The sequence below is a fragment of the Psychrobacillus sp. FJAT-21963 genome (assembly GCF_001420585.1).
GTDB lineage: Bacteria > Bacillota > Bacilli > Bacillales_A > Planococcaceae > Psychrobacillus.
Genome location: NZ_LJIY01000001.1, coordinates 319511 through 342423, shown reverse-complemented (window position 1 = coordinate 342423; position 22913 = coordinate 319511). Strand labels below are relative to the sequence as shown.

17 protein-coding genes are annotated in these 22913 nt (G+C 35.6%); all 17 read left to right on the top strand.

Annotation, left to right across the window (positions count from 1 at the left end; all coding sequences use genetic code 11):
- Window positions 1-208 precede the first annotated feature (208 nt).
- The 17 genes from AN959_RS01605 (at window position 209) to AN959_RS01525 (ending at window position 22912) form a co-directional block, all read left to right on the top strand.
- A complete protein-coding gene (locus tag AN959_RS01605) occupies window positions 209-1273 on the top strand; it encodes a glycosyltransferase family 4 protein (RefSeq protein WP_056827721.1) in 1065 nt (354 codons plus the stop codon).
- A 204-nt stretch (window positions 1274-1477) separates the two neighbouring features.
- Window positions 1478-2590: a DegT/DnrJ/EryC1/StrS aminotransferase family protein gene (locus AN959_RS01600; protein WP_056827719.1), complete on the top strand. Its 1113-nt coding sequence runs from the start codon at window positions 1478-1480 to the stop codon at window positions 2588-2590.
- Between the two features lie 84 nt (window positions 2591-2674).
- A complete protein-coding gene (locus AN959_RS01595) occupies window positions 2675-3412 on the top strand; it encodes a hypothetical protein (protein ID WP_056827718.1) in 738 nt (245 codons plus the stop codon).
- A complete protein-coding gene (locus AN959_RS01590; RefSeq protein WP_056827716.1) occupies window positions 3409-4422 on the top strand; it encodes a Gfo/Idh/MocA family protein in 1014 nt (337 codons plus the stop codon). The genes AN959_RS01595 and AN959_RS01590 overlap by 4 nt, the downstream gene beginning before the upstream one ends.
- A gap of 316 nt (window positions 4423-4738) precedes the next feature.
- Entirely contained in the window at window positions 4739-6055 is a 1317-nt protein-coding gene (locus AN959_RS01585; RefSeq protein ID WP_056827714.1) for a nucleotide sugar dehydrogenase, read from the top strand.
- A gap of 12 nt (window positions 6056-6067) precedes the next feature.
- A complete protein-coding gene (locus AN959_RS01580; RefSeq protein ID WP_056827712.1) occupies window positions 6068-6799 on the top strand; it encodes an acyltransferase in 732 nt (243 codons plus the stop codon).
- A complete protein-coding gene (locus AN959_RS01575) occupies window positions 6800-8215 on the top strand; it encodes a lipopolysaccharide biosynthesis protein (RefSeq protein ID WP_056827709.1) in 1416 nt (471 codons plus the stop codon).
- A 13-nt stretch (window positions 8216-8228) separates the two neighbouring features.
- Window positions 8229-9827, top strand: coding sequence for an asparagine synthase C-terminal domain-containing protein (locus AN959_RS01570; RefSeq protein ID WP_056827707.1), 1599 nt, complete (start codon window positions 8229-8231; stop codon window positions 9825-9827).
- A complete protein-coding gene (gene wecB, locus AN959_RS01565; protein ID WP_056827705.1) occupies window positions 9824-10888 on the top strand; it encodes a non-hydrolyzing UDP-N-acetylglucosamine 2-epimerase in 1065 nt (354 codons plus the stop codon). Before AN959_RS01570 ends, wecB begins: the two co-directional genes overlap by 4 nt.
- A gap of 235 nt (window positions 10889-11123) precedes the next feature.
- Window positions 11124-12419, top strand: coding sequence for an O-antigen polymerase (locus tag AN959_RS01560; RefSeq protein WP_253278851.1), 1296 nt, complete (start codon window positions 11124-11126; stop codon window positions 12417-12419).
- On the top strand, window positions 12416-13531 hold the full coding sequence (locus AN959_RS01555; protein ID WP_056827704.1) for a glycosyltransferase: 1116 nt from the start codon (window positions 12416-12418) through the stop codon (window positions 13529-13531). The genes AN959_RS01560 and AN959_RS01555 overlap by 4 nt, the downstream gene beginning before the upstream one ends.
- Window positions 13528-14592, top strand: coding sequence for a glycosyltransferase (locus AN959_RS01550; protein ID WP_056827702.1), 1065 nt, complete (start codon window positions 13528-13530; stop codon window positions 14590-14592). Before AN959_RS01555 ends, AN959_RS01550 begins: the two co-directional genes overlap by 4 nt.
- Before the next feature lie 47 nt (window positions 14593-14639).
- Complete coding sequence (galU, locus tag AN959_RS01545) at window positions 14640-15503, top strand: UTP--glucose-1-phosphate uridylyltransferase GalU (RefSeq protein ID WP_056827700.1); 864 nt, start codon at window positions 14640-14642, stop codon at window positions 15501-15503.
- A gap of 13 nt (window positions 15504-15516) precedes the next feature.
- Window positions 15517-16734: a glycosyltransferase family 4 protein gene (locus AN959_RS01540; protein ID WP_056827698.1), complete on the top strand. Its 1218-nt coding sequence runs from the start codon at window positions 15517-15519 to the stop codon at window positions 16732-16734.
- An 83-nt stretch (window positions 16735-16817) separates the two neighbouring features.
- Complete coding sequence (locus AN959_RS01535; protein ID WP_056827696.1) at window positions 16818-17864, top strand: LCP family protein; 1047 nt, start codon at window positions 16818-16820, stop codon at window positions 17862-17864.
- A 1560-nt stretch (window positions 17865-19424) separates the two neighbouring features.
- Window positions 19425-22196: an SH3 domain-containing protein gene (locus tag AN959_RS01530; RefSeq protein ID WP_056827694.1), complete on the top strand. Its 2772-nt coding sequence runs from the start codon at window positions 19425-19427 to the stop codon at window positions 22194-22196.
- 17 nt (window positions 22197-22213) lie between these two features.
- Window positions 22214-22912, top strand: a complete 699-nt coding sequence (locus AN959_RS01525; RefSeq protein WP_056827693.1) for an SH3 domain-containing protein — start codon at window positions 22214-22216, stop codon at window positions 22910-22912.
- Window position 22913 lies beyond the last annotated feature (1 nt).

Sequence of the window (22913 nt, the reverse complement as noted above, 5' to 3'; positions counted from 1 at the left end):
TTCACCTTTATATGGAGTGTATAGAAAAGACTGATTATCGCTTATAATGAAGCGAAAAGTCAGTCTTTTCTTTATTTATATTAAACTTGGTTACAACTCTATTTTTATAGTATAATCATTAATTGAGGAAACTTTCATGTTGCTGATTCGTCTATTGGTTGAGTAGAAATAAAAAGGAAACTTAAATAAAAAGACAAGGATGATATTTTTGGATATAAAATTACTTCTTGCTTTTATCGTATCCCTGGTAACTGCTATCGCTGTTACTCCACTCGTTATAAAACTGGCACATAAAATTGGAGCTGTAGATAAACCTAACAAACGGAAGGTTCATCAAAACGTGATGCCAAGATTAGGTGGACTCGCAATATTCATTGCAGTTACAGTTGGATATTTTGTGGCAGGATTATATGAAGCAAAAATAACTGGTATTATGGTTGGTGCATTGATTATCATTGTTTTGGGAATAATAGATGATAAATATGAAATTTCTGCGAAAATAAAATTATTAGGCCAGATTCTTGCTGCTTGTGCAGTAATGGGAAGTGGTCTAACAATTGAAGTGTTAAATATCCCATTTTTAGGTGTATTTGATCTTGGGATATTCTCATATGTCGTTACATTATTTTGGATTTTGGCAATTACAAATGCAATCAACTTGATTGATGGTTTAGATGGGTTATCAGCAGGTATCTCTTCTATCGTATTTGCTAGTATTGCATTTCTGGCATTTTCAGCAGATAAAATGTTAATATTAACTCTTTCCTTAATATTGTTAGGTAGTACACTTGGATTTCTTTTTCACAACTTTTACCCAGCGAAAATCTTTATGGGTGATACAGGATCTATGTTTTTAGGATATGCTATCGCTATTCTATCGTTATTAGGATTGTACAAAAGTGTGACATTGTTTAGCTTTGTTGTACCAGTTATGATTTTAGGAGTACCAATTTTTGATACATCGTTTGCCATCATACGCAGACTTGTAAATAGAAAGCCGATATCGGTTGCAGATAAATCACATTTGCATCATCGATTATTAGCTCTTGGTTTAACACATCGAGATACGGTATTAGTAATATACGGATTTGGTTTGATATTTAGTATCGCTGCCATTACTTTTGAAACGTTAACATTAAGATGGGCAATTTTTATCCTTGTCTTTATCTTGATCGCGTTTGAAATTATTGCAGAAAAAATTGGTCTTGTTAACGAAGATTATCGACCAATTATTTCTGTGTTCCGGAAGGTTGTTGGGTATAAGCGCAACTAGCTTTTAGACTGATGAGAAGCGTTTTCATTCTTCGTTACTTGCACTTCGTTGTAAGCTCATGAACTTAGGTTCAATTCGCTTCCGCCTCGTGCTGCGTGCCTCGACTGAGAAACGCTTTCATTCAGTCTAAGAGAATTACCTATAAAAGGGATTTTGTGCTTTTCACATAAATAATTAATTTAATGATAGGTTGGTGTAAACGAAATGAAAGTACCAATGTTAGATTTATCTGAGCAATATGCATCTTTAAAAAGTGAAGTATTGGAAGCATTAGATAGTGTTATGAGTAGTTCACAATTTATTCTAGGTGATAACGTGAAGAAACTGGAAGCGGATATCGCTAAGTATAGTAATGTTTCTCATGGTATAGGTTGTGGAAACGGTAGTGATGCAATACATATTGCTCTACAAGCTGCTGGAATTGGTGCTGGAGATGAAGTAATTACAACACCTTTTACATTTTTTGCAACAGGTGGAGCAATTGTAAGAGCTGGAGCAACTCCAGTTTATGCTGATATTGATCCAGTAACGTTTAATCTTGATCCTGCAGAAATTGAAAAACATATTACAGATAGAACAAAAGCGATTATTCCGGTACATCTATATGGTCAAATGGCAGATATGGTGCGCATTCGTGAAATCGCTGATAAACATAACCTAATTGTAGTTGAAGATGGAGCTCAAGCAATTGGAGCTAAACAAGGTGAATATTCAGTTGGTCAATTAGGAGATGCAGCTACTTATAGTTTCTTCCCGACTAAAAACCTTGGAGCATATGGTGATGGTGGAATGGTCGTTACAAATAACGATGATATCGCTGAAAAAAGTAGAGTAATTCGTGTGCATGGTAGTAAACCAAAATACTATCATAGCGTTCTTGGATATAATAGCCGCTTAGACGAGATACAAGCTGCTGTATTAAATGTGAAATTCTCTCATTTAGACAAATGGGGCGAACAACGCAGAGAGCATGCAGAATTCTACACAAGTTTATTAAATGAAAAAGTGTCGGAACATGTTCAAACACCTGTAATAGCAGAAGGTTTCTATCACGTATTTCACCAATACACAATATTGACTGAACGCCGTGATGAATTACAAGCTTATTTAAAAGAAAACGGTGTTGCAACGATGATTTATTACCCTCTACCATTGCATGTTCAACCTGTTTTTGAAAGCTTAGGCTATAAAAAAGGGGATTTCCCTAAAGCAGAAAAAGCTGCAGATCAAGCACTTTCTTTACCGATGTTCCCAGAATTAAAAGAGGAACAACAACAATACGTTGTAGAGAAAATTGCTGAGTTTTTTGCGAAATAATAAAACGGCAATTTGGTAGAGGGGAACGTTAACACGTTTCCCTCTACCTGCCTATATTTAGATGTTTTTTGAAGGAGAAGTGAAATGACGGAAAATAAAAGCTATCGTTTATACGATTCATTAGAATTTTTTTGGAGAAAGAAAGTATGGTTTATCATTATCCCGTTAATTGCTGCCATTTTAGGCTATTTTGGTTCAATGCTTATTCCGAAAGATGGCGATTATGTTGGTAAAAGTACAGTATTCACTGGTTCAGTGAAACTAGAGGCTTTAACAAATCCAGACCATATTATGGCTAAATATGGTCAACATTTTTCAGGGAAATCAGAAGTGTTTGTTCCAACTAGAAGTTATATTAAGACAGAAGTCTATGGTGATAACGAAGAAACAGTAACAAAAGAGCTTAACCAATTTAATGATCAATTGTTAGAAGCCTTAATGAAACAAGATGATAAAATTATTGCAGGTACCGAAACGTATGCATCTGCACAGTCAGAACGTGTAAAAACTTTAAACGCAACAATTGAAGCATATAAAACTGCTTTGGCGGGCACTGATAATCTCACTGTTATAAATAATTACACAACTTTGTTAAGTGCTGCTGAGATGGATTTAACAAATGCAATGGCTACAGAGCAACGTGTAAGAAATGATATTATTGCATTCGAACATCCTGAGTTGGCAAAAACATCCGTTGTAAAAACTAAATCTTATGGTTTAGAAGGTGCGATTGCAGGATTAGTCTTAGGGTTATTATTGACAATCTTTATTTTATCTTTATGGAAATACATTTTAGAAGCAAGAGGGAGTAAAAGAGCATGATTCAATTTGCAATTGTAGGTATGGGTTTCATCGCAGATAAACATATAGCTGCTATTCGCAATACAGAAGGCGCAAACTTATTTGCCATTTGTGATACAAACCCAGATAGACTAATAATAGATGATGAAAACGTATTAAAATATACTGACTTAGATAAAATGCTTGCGGACAACCCTCAAATTGACGTAGTGAATATTTGTGTGCCATCTGGTCTTCACGCTAATTTGACTAAGATTGTTGCAAAGTATAAAAAACATATAATTACAGAAAAACCGATGGCTTTAAATTCAGCAGATGCGAAAGAGATGATGGACGTAGCAAACTCTGAAGGTGTAAAACTTGCAATTGTTCACCCAAATAGATACCGTCCAGCAATTATGGAAGTTCGTAAACTGATGGATGCTAATGGTTTTGGTAAGATAAGCCATGCAAATGCAACTGTTCGATGGAACAGAGGACAAGAATATTACGATCAAGCTCCGTGGAGAGGAACGAAAAAATTTGACGGTGGCGTTCTAATGAATCAAGCAATACATAATCTGGATTTGCTTTTATGGTTTATGGGCCCAGTGAAATCGGTTCAAGGTTTGGTCGCAACAAGATTCCGTGATATCGAAACAGAAGACGTTGCTACTGGAATTGTCGAATTTGAAAGTGGGGCACTTGGCGTAATAGAAGCTGCTACAACCATCTATCCTCAAAACCTTGAAGAATCCCTTTCCATTTTTGGAGAAACTGCTAGTGTGAAAGTTAGTGGGAAAAATGCTTTATATATTGAAACGTGGGATGTAGAAGGTTATAAAGATGAGGAAGTAGAATCATTAAAGTCACGTATACAAAACGATCCTTGGGGTAAAAAAGGACACGATTGTATTATTGAGGATATGGTAGCTGCAATAAATGAAAATCGTGAGCCAGCTGTAAGTGGTTTAGACGGATATAATCCAGTTCGTTTGATCGAAGCTATTATTGAATCATCCGAAACAGGAAAACGTATTACTTTCTCTTAATAGGAAAAGCGAAAGGCGCCTGCTTATCAGCGACAAGCTAATGGTTTTTGGGAGGTCTGCAAATTCGCCACATCCTGTGGCAAAGCAGACATGACCCGCATCGTGCGGGCCTAGGAGGCAGTTCCTCAGCCACCGGAGAAAATTGGCATTTGACCTCGAGCTGATGGCGCCTGAAGTCTAGACAGTTACTAAGTAGAATACTTTCTACTTTCTAATCGGTTAAAGAAGCGTTAGAATGTTGCAGATACCACATTAATAATGGTGCATATGAAAAAACAAGTTTTCCATTCTTATTGATAATAAAGGAGAGACAATTATGTCTACATACTATGAAGAACTATTAACAAAAATTGAAAATCACACTGCTACAATTGGTGTTGTCGGATTAGGTTACGTAGGATTACCACTTGCTGTTGAAAAAGCAAAAGCTGGTTACAATGTAATCGGATTTGATGTACAAGAATCAAAAGTACAACAAGTTAATGAAGGTATTAACTATATTGGAGACGTTGTAGATAATGATTTAAAAGATATGGTAGAGTCAGGTCACTTAAAAGCATCTTCTGATTATGGTTCTATTAGCTCGGTAGATGCCGTAGCAATTTGTGTACCAACTCCATTAGATATTTACCAACAACCTGATACTTCTTACGTTGAAAGCTCAGTAAATGAAATTGCTAAATATGCTAAAAAAGGTACTTTAGTAGTTCTAGAATCAACAACGTATCCTGGTACAACAGAAGAAATTATTAGAAAAGCATTAGAAGAAAAGGGATTTACAGTTGGAGAAGATATTTTTATCGCTTATTCTCCAGAACGTATTGATCCAGGTAATAAAAGCTTTAATACAAAAAATACACCAAAAGTTGTTGGTGGTATAACGGAAAAATGTACAAATGTAGCAGCTGCACTTTATAGCAGTGTTTTAGATGGGGATGTTCATAAAGTATCCAGCCCAGCAATTGCTGAAATGGAAAAGATTTTTGAAAATACCTTCCGTCATATTAATATTGCCCTTGCAAACGAAATGGCTATTTTATGTGAAAAAATGGGAATTGACGTTTGGGAAGTTATTGATGCTGCAAAAACAAAACCATATGGCTTCATGGCGTTTTACCCAGGTCCTGGACTAGGTGGACACTGTATTCCAATCGATCCTTTCTATTTAACATGGAAAGCTAGAGAATATAACTACCACACTAGATTAATCGAATTAGCTGGTGAAATTAATAACTCTATGCCAGACTATGTTATCACTCGAGCAATGCAAATATTAAACGATGAAGGTAAAGCACTGCGTAACGCAAAAGTATTATTGCTTGGAGTTGCTTATAAAAAAGATATTGATGATATGCGCGAATCTCCATCATTAAAATTGGTTGAATTGTTATTACACCATGGTGCAGAGTTCAAAACGGTTGACCCGCATGTAGGGAAGTTCAGAGTAAATGGTCAAGTTTTAGAAACGACTGAATTAACGGATGAACTTCTAGATGAGGCAGATATCGTAGTCTTAGCAACAGATCATACTGCTTTTGATTATGAAAACATCGCTAAAAGATCAAAAGTAATTTTTGATACTCGTAATGCATTTAAAGGTATTGAAACTCCAAATCGTTATATCAAACTATAAGGAGCTGTGAACATGAACTTTATACATGAAACTGCTGAACTTGGCGAAAATACAACTGTTGGTTATTTCTCAGTCATTGAAGAAGGCGCGAAAATGGGTAACAACGTTCGAGTAGGTAATCGTGTAACGATTCATGCTGGCTCAATTATCGGTGATGGTACAACAATTGATGATGGAGCTGTAGTAGGAAAACAACCGAAACCTGCTAAAACTAGCACGATGCAAATTACAAAAGAAATTCCGCCTCTACAACTTGGAAAAGAATGTACTGTTGGCGCTAATACAATTATATATAGAGGTGCAGTGATTGGTGAAAGTACACTAATCGCTGACCTTGCAACTGTACGTGAAGATGTTGAAGTTGGCTCATTTGTTATAATCGGTCGTAATGTTACAGTAGAAAACTTCGTGAAAATTGGTGACCGTACTAAAATTCAATCGAATTCTTATATTACAGCACATTCTACTTTAGAAGATCGAGTATTCATCGCACCATGTGTGACGACAACAAATGATAACTTTATGGGTAGAACAGAAGCACGTTTTGATAAAATTAAAGGTGCAACTGTAAAAAGAGGAGCTCGCGTTGGTGGAGCATCTATTATTCTTCCTGGAATTACAATTGCAGAAGAAACCTTTGTTGCAGCTGGAGCAATTGTTACAAAAGATACGGAAGAAAAAACTGTCATTAAAGGTTTCCCTGCAAAATTCTTGAAAAATGTACCTGAGGAGGAACTTCTCTAAGTGTTTTCTCAGCTAAAACGTTTAGGAGCGGATTCGCTCCTTTACGCATTTATGAATGTAGGAACGAAGCTCATTGCTTTTATTTTGTTTCCTTTATATGCCCATTATTTAGATGATACATCGCAAATTGGGTTGCTTCAGCTTGTCGATACCAATGTATCCATGCTTACTTTCTTAGTGATATTTGGTACGGATTCGGCTTTAGCATATTATTATTTTGAGTATAAAGATAAAGAAACACGTGAAAAATATGTTCGTTCCGTCATGACTTTCCGATTATCGATGGTTATCTTATTATTCGTCGTATTTTTAATTGGTGGAGAATGGCTTTCTTCGATACTATTGGACTCAGAGGGTTACTCTCAATTATTCTACATTGCACTTGGGACACTTTGCTTAGACACTATAGTGACACTAGTATTAACGATTTTAAGATATGAATTTCATACTAAGAGAGTGGTAGCCACAACTGTTGGAAAGATGCTTTTGATAGCCATCGTTTCTATTCTCTTCTTAATGTTCGTTTGGACTTCACTTGAAGGTATACTATTAGCGCGATTGATAAGTGTAGGAATTATTGTTTTAGTACTAATAAGACCAGTAAGAGTATACTTACGCCCATTGTTTGATTGGAATATTTTAAAGAAAATCTTAGTTTATGCCGCTCCTTTGGTTCCTGCATCTTTAGCTTTTTGGATAATCGCAAATGCAAATAATTACTTTTTAACAGCATATGCAACAATATCTGATGTAGGGATTTACGGTACAGCTATTAAATTTGCTACATTCATTACTTTACTGACTAGTGGAATACAACTAGCTTGGAGACCATTTTCAATGTCGCTAAAAGATAAAGAAAGTAGTCCAAAGTTATTTTCTACTTTATATGCCGCTTTCTTATTGATAGGTAGTTTAGGAGTTTTACTATTAGCTACTGCTATGCCATGGATTATTATGGTTATGCCAGAAAAATTTAGAATTGCGTTTCAATATGTAGCACCAATCTCTATCGCTACATTTTTAAGTTTTTATTATATGATTGTCTCGACAGGGATATTTTACACGAAACAAACGAAACATATTTCTATCGCATTTGGAATCGCGGCAGTTGTATCGTTAATATTAAATTTTATATTCGTACCGATTTTTTCAATATGGGGTACTGTTATTTCTTATGTAGGATCATATTGTTTAGCATTATTTATAGTGTTCCGCAAAAGTCAAAAGCTTTACTATGTGCCATTCTCAGGATTTAAAATGGCTTGGACAATATTTTGGTTAATAGCGGCAACACTTAGCATTGTATATGTGCAATTAGAAGATTTAAATAGCTGGTTAATTGTAGGAGTATGGATAGTATTTATTATCTTAATACTACTTGTTCGAATGGATAAATATTTTGTGAACAGAAAGTAATGGGGGAAAAGACATGTCGAAAAAATGTATAACTAACCTTAGGCATAAAGATTTTTATCCTATTAAAGGTGTGGGGTATGAAGGTTTTTTTAGAGGTTATTTCTACTATGAAAATCAATATGTCACCCATGAAAATTTTACGAGCCTATTTAACAATGATGATCTTTTTTCCATGGAGTTTGCTCGATGGAACGGAGAATATGCTTTAACTTTTACGAATGAAAACAAAACAACGCTTGTTACGGATATGAAACGATCCATTCCACTTTTTTATTCAACAGATAAAGAAGGAAACTGGATAGTCCAAGACTTTATCGAGCCTCATGAAGGCATGAAATTGAGAAAAGAATCGGAAGAGGAGTTTCTTGTAACAGGCTTTGTTTTTAGAGATAAGACATTGTATGAAAATTGGTACCAAGTGCCTGCCGTGTCAACAGTCACATTGACGGATCAAGCGAAACAAACTTATTATTATTCGTATGTGTTGGAAAAAGAGCCAGAATCCATTGATTCATTTGCAGAAGAGCTTGAACATGTATTTCATTCATTGTTTGACGATTTGGCTGATAGATTACAAGGTAAACAAATTGTCATTCCACTAAGTGGTGGATATGATTCAAGATTGATCGCTCTTATGTTGGTGGAAAGAGGGTTGAAAGATTCTATTACTACCTTTACATATGGTCGACCCGGTAATGGAGAGTCCACAGTGAGTAAGCAAATTGCGGATCGTTTAGGGCTAAAGTGGAAATATTTCGCTTATGATAAAAAGATGTGGGAAGAAATGTATCGATCTCCAGATTGGAAGGACTATGTTGTGTATTCCAGTAATGGAGTTTCTGTAGCACATCTTCAAGACTTTCCAAGTACGAAGCTTCTAGTTCAAGAAGAAAATTTAAAGGATGCCGTATTTTTACCAGGGCACTCATTAGATTACTTGGCTGGTGGACATTTACCATACGAATCGATTGTGAATAAAGATTTTGAAGTAAGTGAAATTCAAACCTTTATTATGAATAAACACTTCCGATTATGGGAGCTTTCTGGCGAGAAAAGCTATGCTTCGACTACTATTGGTAAAGGGCTCATAAAAGATATAGAAGTTTACTCAAATTACACGAATGAGCGTGTGACTTCTATTATTGATGAGTGGAACTGGAGAGAAAGACAATCAAAGTTTATTATAAACTCTGTTAGAGTTTATGAATACTTTGGACAAGGATGGTCGATTCCATTGTGGGATGACCGATTGATTCACTTTTTCAGTAAGGTTCCAGTTGATTTGAAGTATAAAAAATATTTGTACGATTACACATTGCACAAAATGTATCCGGATTATTATCCATTACCAGAAAAGCCAGGTCCCGAAAATTCAATGAGAAATAAATATGGATTACTCTATCCTTTATTGCGCAAAATATATCGAATGAAAAATCTTTATCGAAAATATTTTGATGAACCAATGGAGTGGTATGGAATCTATCCAACGTATAAACAATACGTCAAATCACTAACGTTTAAAAGAGATGGTCAAAAATACGAGCATCCATACAATATCAATTCGTTTATCGTAAAAGATATGATTCAAATGATAAAGGAGATTACAAAATGAAAGTTCTTACCATTCTAGGGGCAAGACCACAATTTATAAAAGCAGCTCCTGTTTCGCGTGTGTTACGAGAAGAGGTTACTGAGCTTATCGTGCATACGGGTCAACACTATGATGCAAATATGTCTGATATCTTCTTTGACGAGTTGAACATTCCCAAACCAGATTATCATTTAGGTATTGGTTCTGGAAATCACGGAAAGCAGACTGGCGAAATGCTTGCTAAAATTGAAGATATTATTTTAACAGAAACACCGGATTTTGTACTTGTATATGGGGATACTAACTCAACACTTGCAGGTGCACTTGCTGCGGCAAAACTTCATATTCCAATCGTGCATATCGAAGCAGGTCTTAGAAGCTTTAATATGAAAATGCCAGAAGAAGTAAACCGTATCTTAACAGATCATGTGTCGAGCTTGCTTCTTTGCCCGACAGATACTGCTATCCAAAACTTAACAAACGAAAACATTACGAATGGCGTTTATAATATTGGTGATGTTATGTATGACGCAGTTTTATACAATAAAACACTTGCGGAATCTACTTCCTCTATTTTAGAGCGTGAAAAGTTACAAGCAAAAGATTATTTACTCATTACGATTCACCGTGCTGAAAATACGGATGATGTTGATCGTATGAAATCGATTTTAGATGCATTTAGTCAAATTCCTGACAATAAAGTTTGGCCGATCCATCCGCGCACGAAGAAAAAACTAGAGGATTATGGATTCCAATTGGACCAAATTCCTAACTTACAAGTAATTGAACCAGTTGGTTATTTAGATATGCTTTCTTTAGAAATGAACGCGAAAAAAATAGTAACTGATTCTGGTGGTGTTCAAAAAGAAGCATATTTTGCCGAAGTTCCATGTGTGACAGTACGAGATCAAACTGAGTGGGTTGAAACACTAATAGAAGACGCGAATATCCTTACTGGTACAGATACGACTAAAATAGTTGAAGCTGTACAAAAGCAAGTGACTCCATCTTACACTCCTGTTTTTGGAGATGGAAAAACAGCTGAAAAAGTGTTAGCTTTACTAAAGGAATATTCATCTTAATTCAGAAACTCTAGCTGAATTAAGTTAAAGCCTCCGGCGGATGCCATAGATTTTTTAAGGGGAACTTATCGAATGAGCCCGTTAAAAATCTATGCGCAATTGCCCCGAGGAGTAATTGATGAATTTAAAGTAGGTGTGAGCATTGTTAATTTTTAGCATATGGCTCTTTACTGTGGTGGCTTCCACATACCTTTTCCATAAGGTTTCTGGAAGCCTTTCTCTTGTAAAGCCAAATATGATTTCTATAATATATTATTATTCATTCCTTATCTCCAGTTATATTGGCGGATTATTAATCGCATTAGGAATAGATGATTATTATATGATCAAAAGAATGGACCATGAGGAATATCGGATCATTGGATTTGTTTTATTGACGATATTAATGATTTTGTTCCCACTTACGCAGCTAGTTGTAGGGAAACTTTTTGGTTTTAATGCACAATTAGAATTTGAACGATACCTACATGAACCCGTTCGTACAAGTGTAGATAAGAATAAGAGAATATTTCAACTTGCATTTACTGCTCTTGCGGCAATATCTGTTTTAGCTGTTGCTTATACTTTATTAAAAACACATTCAGTCCCAATTTTTGAACTATTAAAGGGAAATACAGAGGATCTTGCTAAGATGCGTATTGATGCATCAAGAGGGTTTAGAGGAAACGTGTACATCCGGAATATCTTTGCTATTGCTTTAACGCCAATACTATCGATCATTGCGTATGTATATGCAATTCAAACAAGAGAATTATTTTGGAAGGCACTATTCTTTACGCTCTTCGTATCTTCCGTATTAATAACTACATATGATTTAGCGAAATCTCCTATTTTCTTTTATGTCATCATGTTAATACTTACGAGAGTTTTTTCAAATAGCTTAAAACTTAATTGGAAAAAGATAAGTGGATACCTAATAGCAGGTACGGTACTGTTAGTCGTTATGTATATTTCAATACAAGGAGTGACAGAGGTAGAAAGCTTTTTAGCTTATAATACAGGTCCGATCGGAAGAATAATCTTGGCGCAAATTTCACCGTTCTTTTTGCATTTAGATACATTCTCTCATTCACTATCTTTATTAGAAGCAAAAGGACTTCCTTCTTTTATCATCGGCCTTTTTGATATGGAACAGGTTCGTTCTGCTCGAATGATGATGGAAAACGTTTTTCCAGAGAATGTGGATAAAGGAACTGGTGGAGTATTAAATACAATATTCTTAGCAGAAGCTTTTGCTATGTATGGATATTTTGGTGTCATCGCCGCAATTATTTATGTTGCGGGAATCATTCAAATCATTTATATGCTCTTTTTGCGACTAAGAAAAACACCAGTTGTCATCGCATTATTTGTATATTTTACAATTAATATTCCAAGAACTCTTGTCGGTGGGGTTTCCGATTTCTTATTTAACCCTATTTGGATTATGACGACAGTTGTTTTAGCTGGATTATATATTTTAGAACAATACTTTACGGTAATATGGAGTTTTCTGATGAGCAAAGTGAAGAAGAAAAGAGTGAAGGCATGAAGAATATAATTATCTATTATCCTTTTACAGTCGCTTCCAACCCGAAAAGTGGCTCTGCATTACGACCAGTTGAAATGATGAAGGCATTTGAAGCTTATGCAAAAAAGTATGAACTTGAAATGATAGTTATATCTGGAACTAGTAAAGAAAGACGTGCGCTTTGGAAAAAGATTGTTGAAGAGAAAAAACACGAGCAAACATTGTTTTGCTATTCGGAAAACCAAACGATTCCTCTTTGGCTAACCGATCCAGGTCATAAACCACAGGATTGGAAAATAGATAAAGATGTATTTCAAACGTTGAAGAATCTTAATGTACCGATCGGTGTTTTTTATCGAGATGTCTATTGGAAGTTTGACGAACTTTATTCATTAAAAGGGTTGAAAAAATTCGTCATGCAAACTATTTATAAAATGGAAGAAAAATTTTACGAAAAATATGTGCATACAATTTTTTTACCAAGCGATGCTATGGGGCAGTATGTAAATATACGCACTGAGAAAATGGCACTTCCACCAGGTGGACGGTTTACTGAAATTCGTGTAAATACAAATGAGATTCAACAACCGTTTAAGGGAATCTATGTTGGTGGAATTAATAATGAGGATTATGGATTGTCAACTCTAGTAGATGCTTACAATCTGTTAAATAAAGACAGTGTATTAGGTGAATTAATAATTGTTTGTCGTGAAGATGAGTTTAGCCAATTAAGTAAAGAAGATAAAGAAAAGATAAACAAAGATTATATTTCGTTAAAGCATGTTAGTGGTGCAGAACTACAACAAGTATATGAAGAAGTAGACTTTGCCTTTATTCCTCGAAAAAGATCAATCTACAATGATTTTGCTGTTCCGATAAAACTAGTGGAATATTTAACCGCAGGTCTACCAATTATCGCAACAAATTGTTCCGCACAAGAAGACTTTATCCAGTCAGGTCCATATGGAGTTATTACGACCGACGATGCAGAAGGACTCGTTCAAGGAATGCAATCAATCAAACCACATTTTTCAACATATAAAAGAAATATTCAACAATCGTTTTTACAGAAGCATGCATGGAATGAACGTGCCGAACAAGCGGCGCATGCGCTGATAGGAGGCATAAAATGAAAATAGCATTATTAGCTCCAAGTAAATCAATTCATACACAAAAATGGGCTTTGTTTTATCAGTCACAAGGTATTGAAGTAAAAGTGTATACATTTAAAGATCATTACTCTGAAGACAATGCTAAACTAATACCTACAGAAATTTTACCAAAAGTATTACCTGGTAAAGCTTCCTACTTGGCAGCAGCACCAGCCTTGAAAAAGATGCTAAATGATTGGAATCCAGATATTTTACACTCACACTTTGTATCAAGCTACGGCTTACTAGGTGCGATGGTTAACTATAAAAAGTATTTTGTGTCAGTGTGGGGAAAAGATATTTTTGTATTCCCTAAAAAAGGCAGATTAAATAAAATGCTAATCGAATTTACGTTAAGTAAAGCAACTGCGATTTGTTCTACAAGTCGTGTTATGGCGAAAGAAACTAATCTATATACAAATCGTCCAGTAGAAGTAACTCCTTTTGGTGTAGATATTGAACAATTTTACCCTTCTGATGAAGTAGCTGAAGCGGACGAAAAAATTGTTGTTGGGACAGTTAAAGCTCTAGAAGACAAATATGGTATTGCCGATTTAGTAAGAGGCTTTGCGTTGTTCCATAAGGAATTTCCGAATTCTGAGCTTATTATTACAGGAGACGGCCCTCAAAGAGCTGAATATGAGCAAATTGCAAAAGATTTAGGTATTGATGAGGTTACAACCTTCACTGGAAAAGTACCGAATACGGAAGTACCTAATGTCATTCGTAAAATGTCTATCTTTGCTGTTCCTTCTACAGAGGATAGTGAAAGCTTCGGTGTAGCAGCAGTTGAGGCAATGGCCTGTGGTGTACCGGTTGTTGTTTCCAATGTTGGAGGCTTGCCAGAAGTAGTCGTTCAAGACGTAACTGGGATCGTAACGGATAAAAACAGTCCAGATCAGCTAGCAGCAGCATTTAAAAAGCTAGCTAGAAATAGTGACCTAAGAGCTTCGATGGGTAAAGCTGGAGTGGAACATGTAAAAGAAAATTATAGCTGGATAGATAATGCGCATTATATGCTTTCTTTATATAAAAAATATTGATCAGACAGTGATTCAATACTGACTGATAAATGAAAAGGGGAATGAACATGATTAAAAAAGCGGTTATTCCTGCAGCAGGATTTGGAACTCGTTTCCTTCCTGCAACAAAAGCATTGCCAAAAGAAATGCTACCAATTGTAGATAAACCAAATTTACAATATATTATTGAAGAAGCAATCGCTTCTGGAATTGAAGATATTATTATTGTGACCGGTCGCAATAAAAAATCGATGGAAGATCATTTTGATAAATCGATTGAATTGGAATTGCTTTTGAAAAAAACAGGTAAACTAGAGTTACTTGAAACAGTAGAAAACATTTCTAACTTAGTGGACATACATTATATGCGTCAAAAAGAGCCACTTGGATTAGGACATGCTATTCTGTGCACGAAAAAGTTTATCGGTAATGAACCATTTGCTGTTTTACTTCCAGATGACATTATTGATGCAGAAGTTCCTGCATTAAAACAAATGATTAATAAGTATGAACAGGTGGAAAGCAGTATTCTTGGTGTTAATGAAGTGCCGACAGAAGATGTTAATAAGTACGGAATTGTAGACTACAGTGAAGCAGAAAACGATTTATTTTCAGTTAAACGATTAGTTGAAAAACCTGCTATCGAAAATGCACCATCCAACCAAGCAATCGTTGGACGCTATATTTTAACACCAGGTATTTTTGAAGAGTTGGAAAAAGTACAACCAGATGCAAAAGGTGAAATTCAGTTAACTGATGCAATTGATTCATTACTAAGAAAAGAATCTATTTACTCTTACATATTCGAAGGAAAACGATATGACGTTGGAGATAAATTTGGATTTTTACAAGCAACATTTGACTTTGCATTGAAGCGTGACGATTTAAAAGAACCGTTACTTGCTTATTTGAAGAATAAATTGAAAGAATAAAACGGTGATAGCTATGCGTATTGTATATTTGTGTCAACACTTTCCACCTGAAACAGGTGCTCCGCAAATCCGTGTATATGAGGTAAGTAAAGAACTGCTAGCTCAAGGGCATGATATCCAAGTAGTGACTGCTTTTCCTCATCATCCACACGGTATAATTCCGGATGAATATAAGGGAAAAAAATATGAATTTGAAAAATGGGACGGTATTCCAGTACATCGTACATGGATTTATCCATCTAAAAAGGGAACTTTTTGGAAGCGCTTAGTTTCTTATTTTTCATTTACATTTAGCTCATTTTACGGTTTAATGAAAGCTGGAAAAGTAGATGTCATCATAGTAAACTCTCCTCCCATCTTTTTAGGATTGACTGGTTTATTGAGTGCGAAACTAAAAGGTGCGAAGTTTGTATTTAATGTGGCAGATGTTTGGCCAGAATCAGCAGTGAAGCTAGGACTCGTTAAAAACAAGTTTTTTATCAAACTTGCGGAGATTTTAGAATCCTTCCTTTATAAACATTCCTGGAAAATAGCAACAGCAACTGATGGTATTAGATCGTATATTATGAATCATTCACAGCCTTCGGACAAAGTATTTGTATTACCAAATGGCGTAAATACAAATTTCTTTCAACCTGCAGAAAGAAATCCGGAATATGTTGAAAAGTTTAATTTACAAGATAAATTTGTATTTTCTTATGGTGGAAACTTAGGATATGCACAAGGTTTGGAGTTTATTTTACATGCTGCTAAAAAAATGCAGAATATTGCTCCAGACGTACATTTCTTAATTGCAGGTGCTGGACCTGAGGAAGAAAAACTACATCAGCTTAAAGAAGAACTTGGTCTTTTGAATATGACATTTTTAGGACATCTTCCTTTAAAAGAAATGCCAAAACTATTTTCTGTTACAGACGTTAGTATAGTTCCATTACGGGATTTAGAGTTATTTGAAGGTGCTCGCCCGTCTAAAATTTTCCCAGCGGCTTCTTCAGGTGTACCTGTTCTGTATTGTGGTAAAGGGGAAAGTGCAGAAATTGTATCAAAAAATGGTATTGGTTTAGTTGCTATGCCTGAAAACGTCGATTCTATTGCTACTACGATGTTTGAGTTTGTCGAATTAAAAGAAGAAGAAAGAAGGGAAATGCAGGAGAATGGTCGGAAACTAGCAATTAATGAATATAGCTGGTCATCTATTGTCAAAGATCTTTTGCACAACCTTACTAAATAGTAATAGTCTTTTCAATATACATGACGATGAAATTTATGTATAATTGGTTAGATTATATTTTATAAGTAAAGTAGGGAAAGAAAATGGCTACTTCACGTCGAACAAAACGTAAATCAAAGACCAAAAGAAAAGTTTTATATACAGTATTAACCGTTTGTATGCTATTGTTGTCGTCTGTCATCGTTTTTGCTATTAATTTATCTCTTGAGACAAAAAATGCAACCTCTAAAATGTATGAACCTCTTGATAGTGAAAAAGAAGCAAAAGATGATACAACAAAGAAATTTGAAAATGCGAAAGCTGAAGACTCCGCATTTACAATTTTATTAGCAGGGATTGAAAATCAAGAAGAAGCAAAATATGGTCGAGCAGATGTACTCATCGTGGCAACCATCAATCCAAAGACTGAAAAAATATCTATGGTAAGCCTTCCTCGAGATATGAAAGTTTATATCCCGGATCTCGGCTACAAAGATAAAATAAATCATTCGTATGCGAATGGTGGTATAAACTATACTGTTAATACAGTAGAAGAATTGCTTGATATTCCTATTGATTATTATGTTTCAACCGACTTCCAGGGGTTTGAAGACATCGTTGATACTGTAGGGGGAGTAGATGTAGAGGTTCCATTTACATTTAAGGCTCAGCTTACAGGTAGTTTAAAATGGAAGACGTACACAGAAGGTCCAATGTATTTAAATGGAAATGAAGCGCTTGCTTATGTACGTATGCGTAAAAAAGATCCTCAAGGTGATATGGGACGTAATCTTCGTCAGAAGCAGGTCATCGAAGAGATCATTAACAAAGGCACAAGCATAAGTAATATTACAAAAATTGACGACATGATCGGTGATGTAGGAAACAATGTAAAGACGAACATTCCAACTTCTGAATACTTCAGTCTAATTAAAATGTATCAAAAGATTAAGTCTTCTCCAATTGAGCAGTTACAAATTGAAGGCGATAACGATACAAGTAGTGGGTATTATTATTTCATTCCAAGAGAAGACTCATTGGAAGAGGTAAAAAATCAACTCAAACTTAATTTAGATGACTTCGGACAAAATGCATCAAGTGAAACAAATAATAAAACAACGCAAGTAAATGATTTATCAATAGGCAAATGAAACGAGTGGTCGCAATGACCACTCGTTTTTTTGTTGTAGAATAATATGTTTTATTAATATTTACTAAACGTGAAATTCCCACTAACACGCTTCGACTACCACTGGGAAGACGTAGCTCGCTGTTGATTCCTATCAAAGCAATTATAAATAATAAAAATGTTAGAAAAGGGCAATCAATTGTAGGCTTAAAGCGACCATTTATATATGAAAGCAACCATAAGAACCGGTACTTCTACTAAAAAGCCTCGGCGCAATGTGGATGTTTCCCGCGATAAGCCGGGCAGAAGAGCACTGCCAGTCTTATCGCTTCGGCTACCACTTGGAAGGCGCCTCGCTATTTTTCCTATTAAAAGCAATTCTTTTTTATAAAAAGAGAACATGAAGTTGGATAAGGGTAATCAATTTTGTTCTTAAAGCAACCATAATACCGGTACTTCTACTAAAACGCTTCGGCGCTTTGTGGATGCCTCCCGCGATAAGCCGGGCAGAAGAGCACTGCCAGTCTTATCGCTTTGGCTACCGCTTGGAAGGCGCCTCGCTGTTGCTACCTATCAAAAGCAATTCTTTATTATAAAAAGAGAAACATGATGTTGGATAAGGGTAATCAATTGTGTGCTTAAAGCAACCAATTATATATGAACAACAGAATAACATTTTAAACACAATAACTTCCTCTATTAAAGCGACTTATGTAAGTAACTCCTACTTCTTCACTTCGGCGCAATGTGGATGCCTCCCGCGATAAGCCAAGCAGAAGAGCACTGCCAGTCTTATCGCTTCGGCTACCACTTGGAAGGCGCCTCGCTATTGCTTCCTATCAATAGGTATTCTTCATTATAAAAAGAGAACATGATGTTGGATAAGGGCAATCAATATAAATGCAAGCAACCATAAGAGCTGGTACTTCTACTAACACACTTCGGCGCAATGTGGATGCCTCCCGCAAAAAGCCGGGCAGAAGAGCACTGCCGGTCTTATCGCTTCGGGTACCACTTGTAAGGCGCCTCGCTATTGCTTCCAATCAAAATCCATCCTTAATAAATAAAGGGAAAATCTGTTACTGGATTGGGGCAATTATGGGTGCTTTTAGCCGATCATTGTACCTCTTCTAAAACGCAGCGACTACCACTTGTAGGACGCCTTGTTTATACATCATACGATACGTCTTGTAATAAAAATGAAATCCTTATGTTGGATAAGTGTAATCTTATCAGTTCTAATAGAATCCAAAAATAGCAGCTAGAATACAAGTTTATACTACCAATCTTTCTTCAAAAACACCCAGTCGTTTTAGTGAAGGAACTTATTTATAAGAAAGTTGAAAAACCTTTTTGTGGGCTTTGTTTATGCCACTTTACTCTTCATTATGAACATGACATTATTCGCCAATTTTTTATTATTTTTTAGCAAATAGGTCTTAAACAACCATTATTTAGGTAATTTTTATTACCTAAAGTTATATTACAGTCTTGTTACAATGGTTTTAATTACATTCGTTGGATTGTTTTATCTAATTTTGTCTATTAAAATGGAAGAAATACACGTTTCAAGGAGGAACAAATGAAAAAAGTAATTGCATCTTCTGTTTTAGCAACTTCTGTCCTTTTGCCAATGAATGTTCTCGTGAGCACTCCACTCTCCACATATGCTGCTTCGAATGAAATTGTCGCATCTAATCAACTTATCGGGAAAAAAGCAATACTTACTGAAGATAATGTCAATATTAGAATTGGAGCAGGAACCGAGTTTAATAGTATTACGAAAGTAAATACTGACCAAATTGTTTCCATTCTTGCAACTGAAAAAAATAGTAAAGGCGAGATATGGTACAAAGTTTCTTTTAATTCTACAGAAGGTTGGATTATTAGTGACTATTTACAAGTAGAAACGACTACTGAGTCGGACTTTGTAGGAACAACTCAAGTTATTGGTAATAGTGCTTCGGAAATGAGAAGCGGTGCCACAACTTCTTATAATGTAGTTGCTACGATTCCAACAGGAACTTCATTAGAAGTATTAGATTCTTTCACGAATGCTCAAAAGGAAGTTTGGTTCAATGTTGAATTTGAAGGTAAAAAAGGTTGGGTGAAGTCCGATTTATTTTCGTTGAATACTGCAGCTGGACAAGCTCCAACGACTGCAGTAAAAAGTAGTTCAATCATTAATGGAACTAGTTATGTAGGAACAACTCAAGTTATCGGTAAAAGTGCTTCTAATATGAGAAGTGGTGCAACTACATCTTATAAAGTAGTTGAAACTATTCCAGCAGGCACTTCATTGAAGATACTTAATGCATTCACGAATGCGAATAAAGAAGTTTGGTTCAATGTAGAATATAAAGGTAAAAAAGGTTGGGTAACATCTGATTTATTTGCTTTGAAAGCAACTGCGGGACAAACTGCTACTTCGAAAAAAGTTGTTAATCAAACGACAATTCATAAAGGAGCAACTAAAAATTATACGGTTGTCTCTACTGCGAAACCAGGAACGACATTAGTGATCCACGAAGAGTTCACAAATGCTTACAAGGAAAAATGGATGCAGGTAACTTATGCTCCAGGGAAAAAAGGTTGGATCAGCTCATCTGCTTTTGAAGATACATCTATTGCAAATAAAACAGTTCTTAGAAAATCTACTGTCCATTCTGGTGCTACAAATAGCTATAAAACAGTTGCTACGATAAATGTAGGAACTAAATTACCTATACATCAAGAGTTTACAAATGCAGCAAAAGAAAAATGGTATCAAGTAACATATGCAGCAGGTAAAAAAGGATGGATTTCAGCATCTGCATTTGAAAGTGTTTCATCAACTCCAGGAGAAGATGAAACTCCACCAGTGGATGGAAATGAACATGTAATAGAAGACACGCATTTGAAAGTCTCCGTTGCGGTTGCAAATATGCGTTCAGGTCCAGGATTAAACTTTGAAGTTGTTACACAATCAAAAATGAATGACTCATTCCTTTCACCGGAATATGCTGTGGATGCTGCAGGTGAAAAGTGGTTTAAAGTAAGTACTACTAGTGGTGATGCATGGTTACATCAATCTGTTATTACTTTAGAAGACTCATCTGTTGATGTACCGGATTATGGAGACAGTGGGGTAATTCAGCGTTATAATGCCCTAGTTTATGCAGATAGCACTTTCAATTCTAAAGTCATCGTAGGATTAGCCAAAAACACATCCTTCACAATCCTAAGTCAGAAAGTGACTGATGGCACTGTTTGGCTTCAGATAAGTACAGCAAATGGACAAGTAGGATGGATCCCAGATTTTGAAGTAAATGTAAACATCCCTACAAAATACGGCACTAAAACATCTACAGTTTATAATGGTGCAAGTGCTACTGCGAAAAAGGTTGATACTATTTATTTAAGCTCACCTGTTCGCGTATTACGCACATTAAATGGCTGGGTAAATATTGAAACACAAAACCAAAAACGTGGTTGGATTCAAGCGTCGGTTTTATCAGATGCATCTCCAATTTCTTTGACAAATGGACGAACAGAAGTACGCAATGGTCAAAACTATCTTGTATGGTCCAAACCATCTAAATTTAATATTTCTTATTCAATTCCATCTAAAAATGTTTTAAAGGTATCTGGTAATCTATCACAAATTAATGAGATAAAATCGAAGGTTACTGGCGTTGACAGTATGAAAGTAGAAAAGGTTTCTGGAGGTACATCAGTATTAACAATTACCTTCAACCCTAATTATACTTACACAATCCGTGACTATGATAAAGAACTAACGATTAAAGTAGTTCCTAAAGGACTAGCTGGGAAGAAAATTATTTTAGACGCTGGACATGGCGCTAAAGATCCTGGTGCTGTAGGTCCGAATAAGACAAAAGAAAAAGATGTTACATTGGCAACAGCAAAAGCTTTAAAAGCTGAATTAGAGGCAGCAGGTGCTGAAGTTGTACTCACAAGAAGTACGGATGTTTTCCTAGAGTTGAAACAACGTACTGATATTGCTAATAAATCTGATTATGATGCTTTTATTAGTATTCATGCAGATGCTTTTGCTGCTACTTCTAAAGGAACAACGACATATTACAACGCTTCAGTAAACTTTAATGGACCAAAAAGTTATACACTTGCAAAAAGTGTTCAAGCCGATCTTGTAAAAGCTATCGGAACATATAATAGAGGGGTAAAACAAGAATCCTTCTATGTAAATCGTATGAATGAGTTACCTTCCGTTTTAGTAGAGTTAGCATTTATCTCTAATCCAACTGAAGAAGCACAATTAAAAACAGCTAAGTTTCAAAAAAATGCGGCAATCGGAATCCGTAAAGGATTAGAAAACTATTTTAATCAGTAATTGAGAGGAAGGTAAAAATGAAAAAGAAATTTTTAGCAACTATTGGTGCAGTACTTGGTTTAAGCTTACTTATCTCCATCAATATTCCAACATCAACAAAAGCGGACTCTAACTTATTGTTAGCTTCAGTTGAATGGGTACAAACACAGTTAAATCCAATACAAACAAAAGTAACATCACTTGAAAAACAAGTTGCAGAACAAAAAGTTTTAATCGAACAATTACAAAAAGCGGTTGCAGAAGGTGGAGGCGTAGTGACACCACCGACGACTCCTACAGTACCTGGTGATTTACCATCAGTAGTCTATACAACTACTAATAGTGTAAAAATGCATAGCGGAGCAAGTCGTGACTATAAAGTTTTAGCTACTTTTGGAGCAAATAAAGGATTAACAGTTATTGACCAACACAAATCTGCTTCTGGAGTATGGTATCGTGTTGAAATTTCAGCTACTGTAAAAGGCTGGGTATTCTCAGGTGACGTTTCAACAACAAAGCCTACTGATTATATACCCACAAATGTAATAACTAAACAAGCTGTGAATGTAAGAAAAGGTGCAACTACAAATTACGCATCTATCGAACTAGTTGCAAAAGGTACATCATTAAAATATTTAGGCTCTTTCAAAAATGCTTCTGGTGAAACTTGGTACAATGTGCAAACCGCAAAAGGTAATAAAGGTTGGGTGCTAAGTACGCTAACTGAGGTGAAGTAAG

Coding starts and splice junctions, on each gene's coding strand:
- AN959_RS01600 (WP_056827719.1), top strand. CDS start 1,478: ATGAAAGTACCAATGTTAGATTTATCTGAGCAATATGCATCTTTAAAA.
- AN959_RS01595 (WP_056827718.1), top strand. CDS start 2,675: ATGACGGAAAATAAAAGCTATCGTTTATACGATTCATTAGAATTTTTT.
- AN959_RS01590 (WP_056827716.1), top strand. CDS start 3,409: ATGATTCAATTTGCAATTGTAGGTATGGGTTTCATCGCAGATAAACAT.
- AN959_RS01585 (WP_056827714.1), top strand. CDS start 4,739: ATGTCTACATACTATGAAGAACTATTAACAAAAATTGAAAATCACACT.
- AN959_RS01580 (WP_056827712.1), top strand. CDS start 6,068: ATGAACTTTATACATGAAACTGCTGAACTTGGCGAAAATACAACTGTT.
- AN959_RS01570 (WP_056827707.1), top strand. CDS start 8,229: ATGTCGAAAAAATGTATAACTAACCTTAGGCATAAAGATTTTTATCCT.
- wecB (WP_056827705.1), top strand. CDS start 9,824: ATGAAAGTTCTTACCATTCTAGGGGCAAGACCACAATTTATAAAAGCA.
- AN959_RS01560 (WP_253278851.1), top strand. CDS start 11,124: ATGATTTCTATAATATATTATTATTCATTCCTTATCTCCAGTTATATT.
- AN959_RS01555 (WP_056827704.1), top strand. CDS start 12,416: ATGAAGAATATAATTATCTATTATCCTTTTACAGTCGCTTCCAACCCG.
- AN959_RS01550 (WP_056827702.1), top strand. CDS start 13,528: ATGAAAATAGCATTATTAGCTCCAAGTAAATCAATTCATACACAAAAA.
- galU (WP_056827700.1), top strand. CDS start 14,640: ATGATTAAAAAAGCGGTTATTCCTGCAGCAGGATTTGGAACTCGTTTC.
- AN959_RS01540 (WP_056827698.1), top strand. CDS start 15,517: ATGCGTATTGTATATTTGTGTCAACACTTTCCACCTGAAACAGGTGCT.
- AN959_RS01535 (WP_056827696.1), top strand. CDS start 16,818: ATGGCTACTTCACGTCGAACAAAACGTAAATCAAAGACCAAAAGAAAA.
- AN959_RS01530 (WP_056827694.1), top strand. CDS start 19,425: ATGAAAAAAGTAATTGCATCTTCTGTTTTAGCAACTTCTGTCCTTTTG.
- AN959_RS01525 (WP_056827693.1), top strand. CDS start 22,214: ATGAAAAAGAAATTTTTAGCAACTATTGGTGCAGTACTTGGTTTAAGC.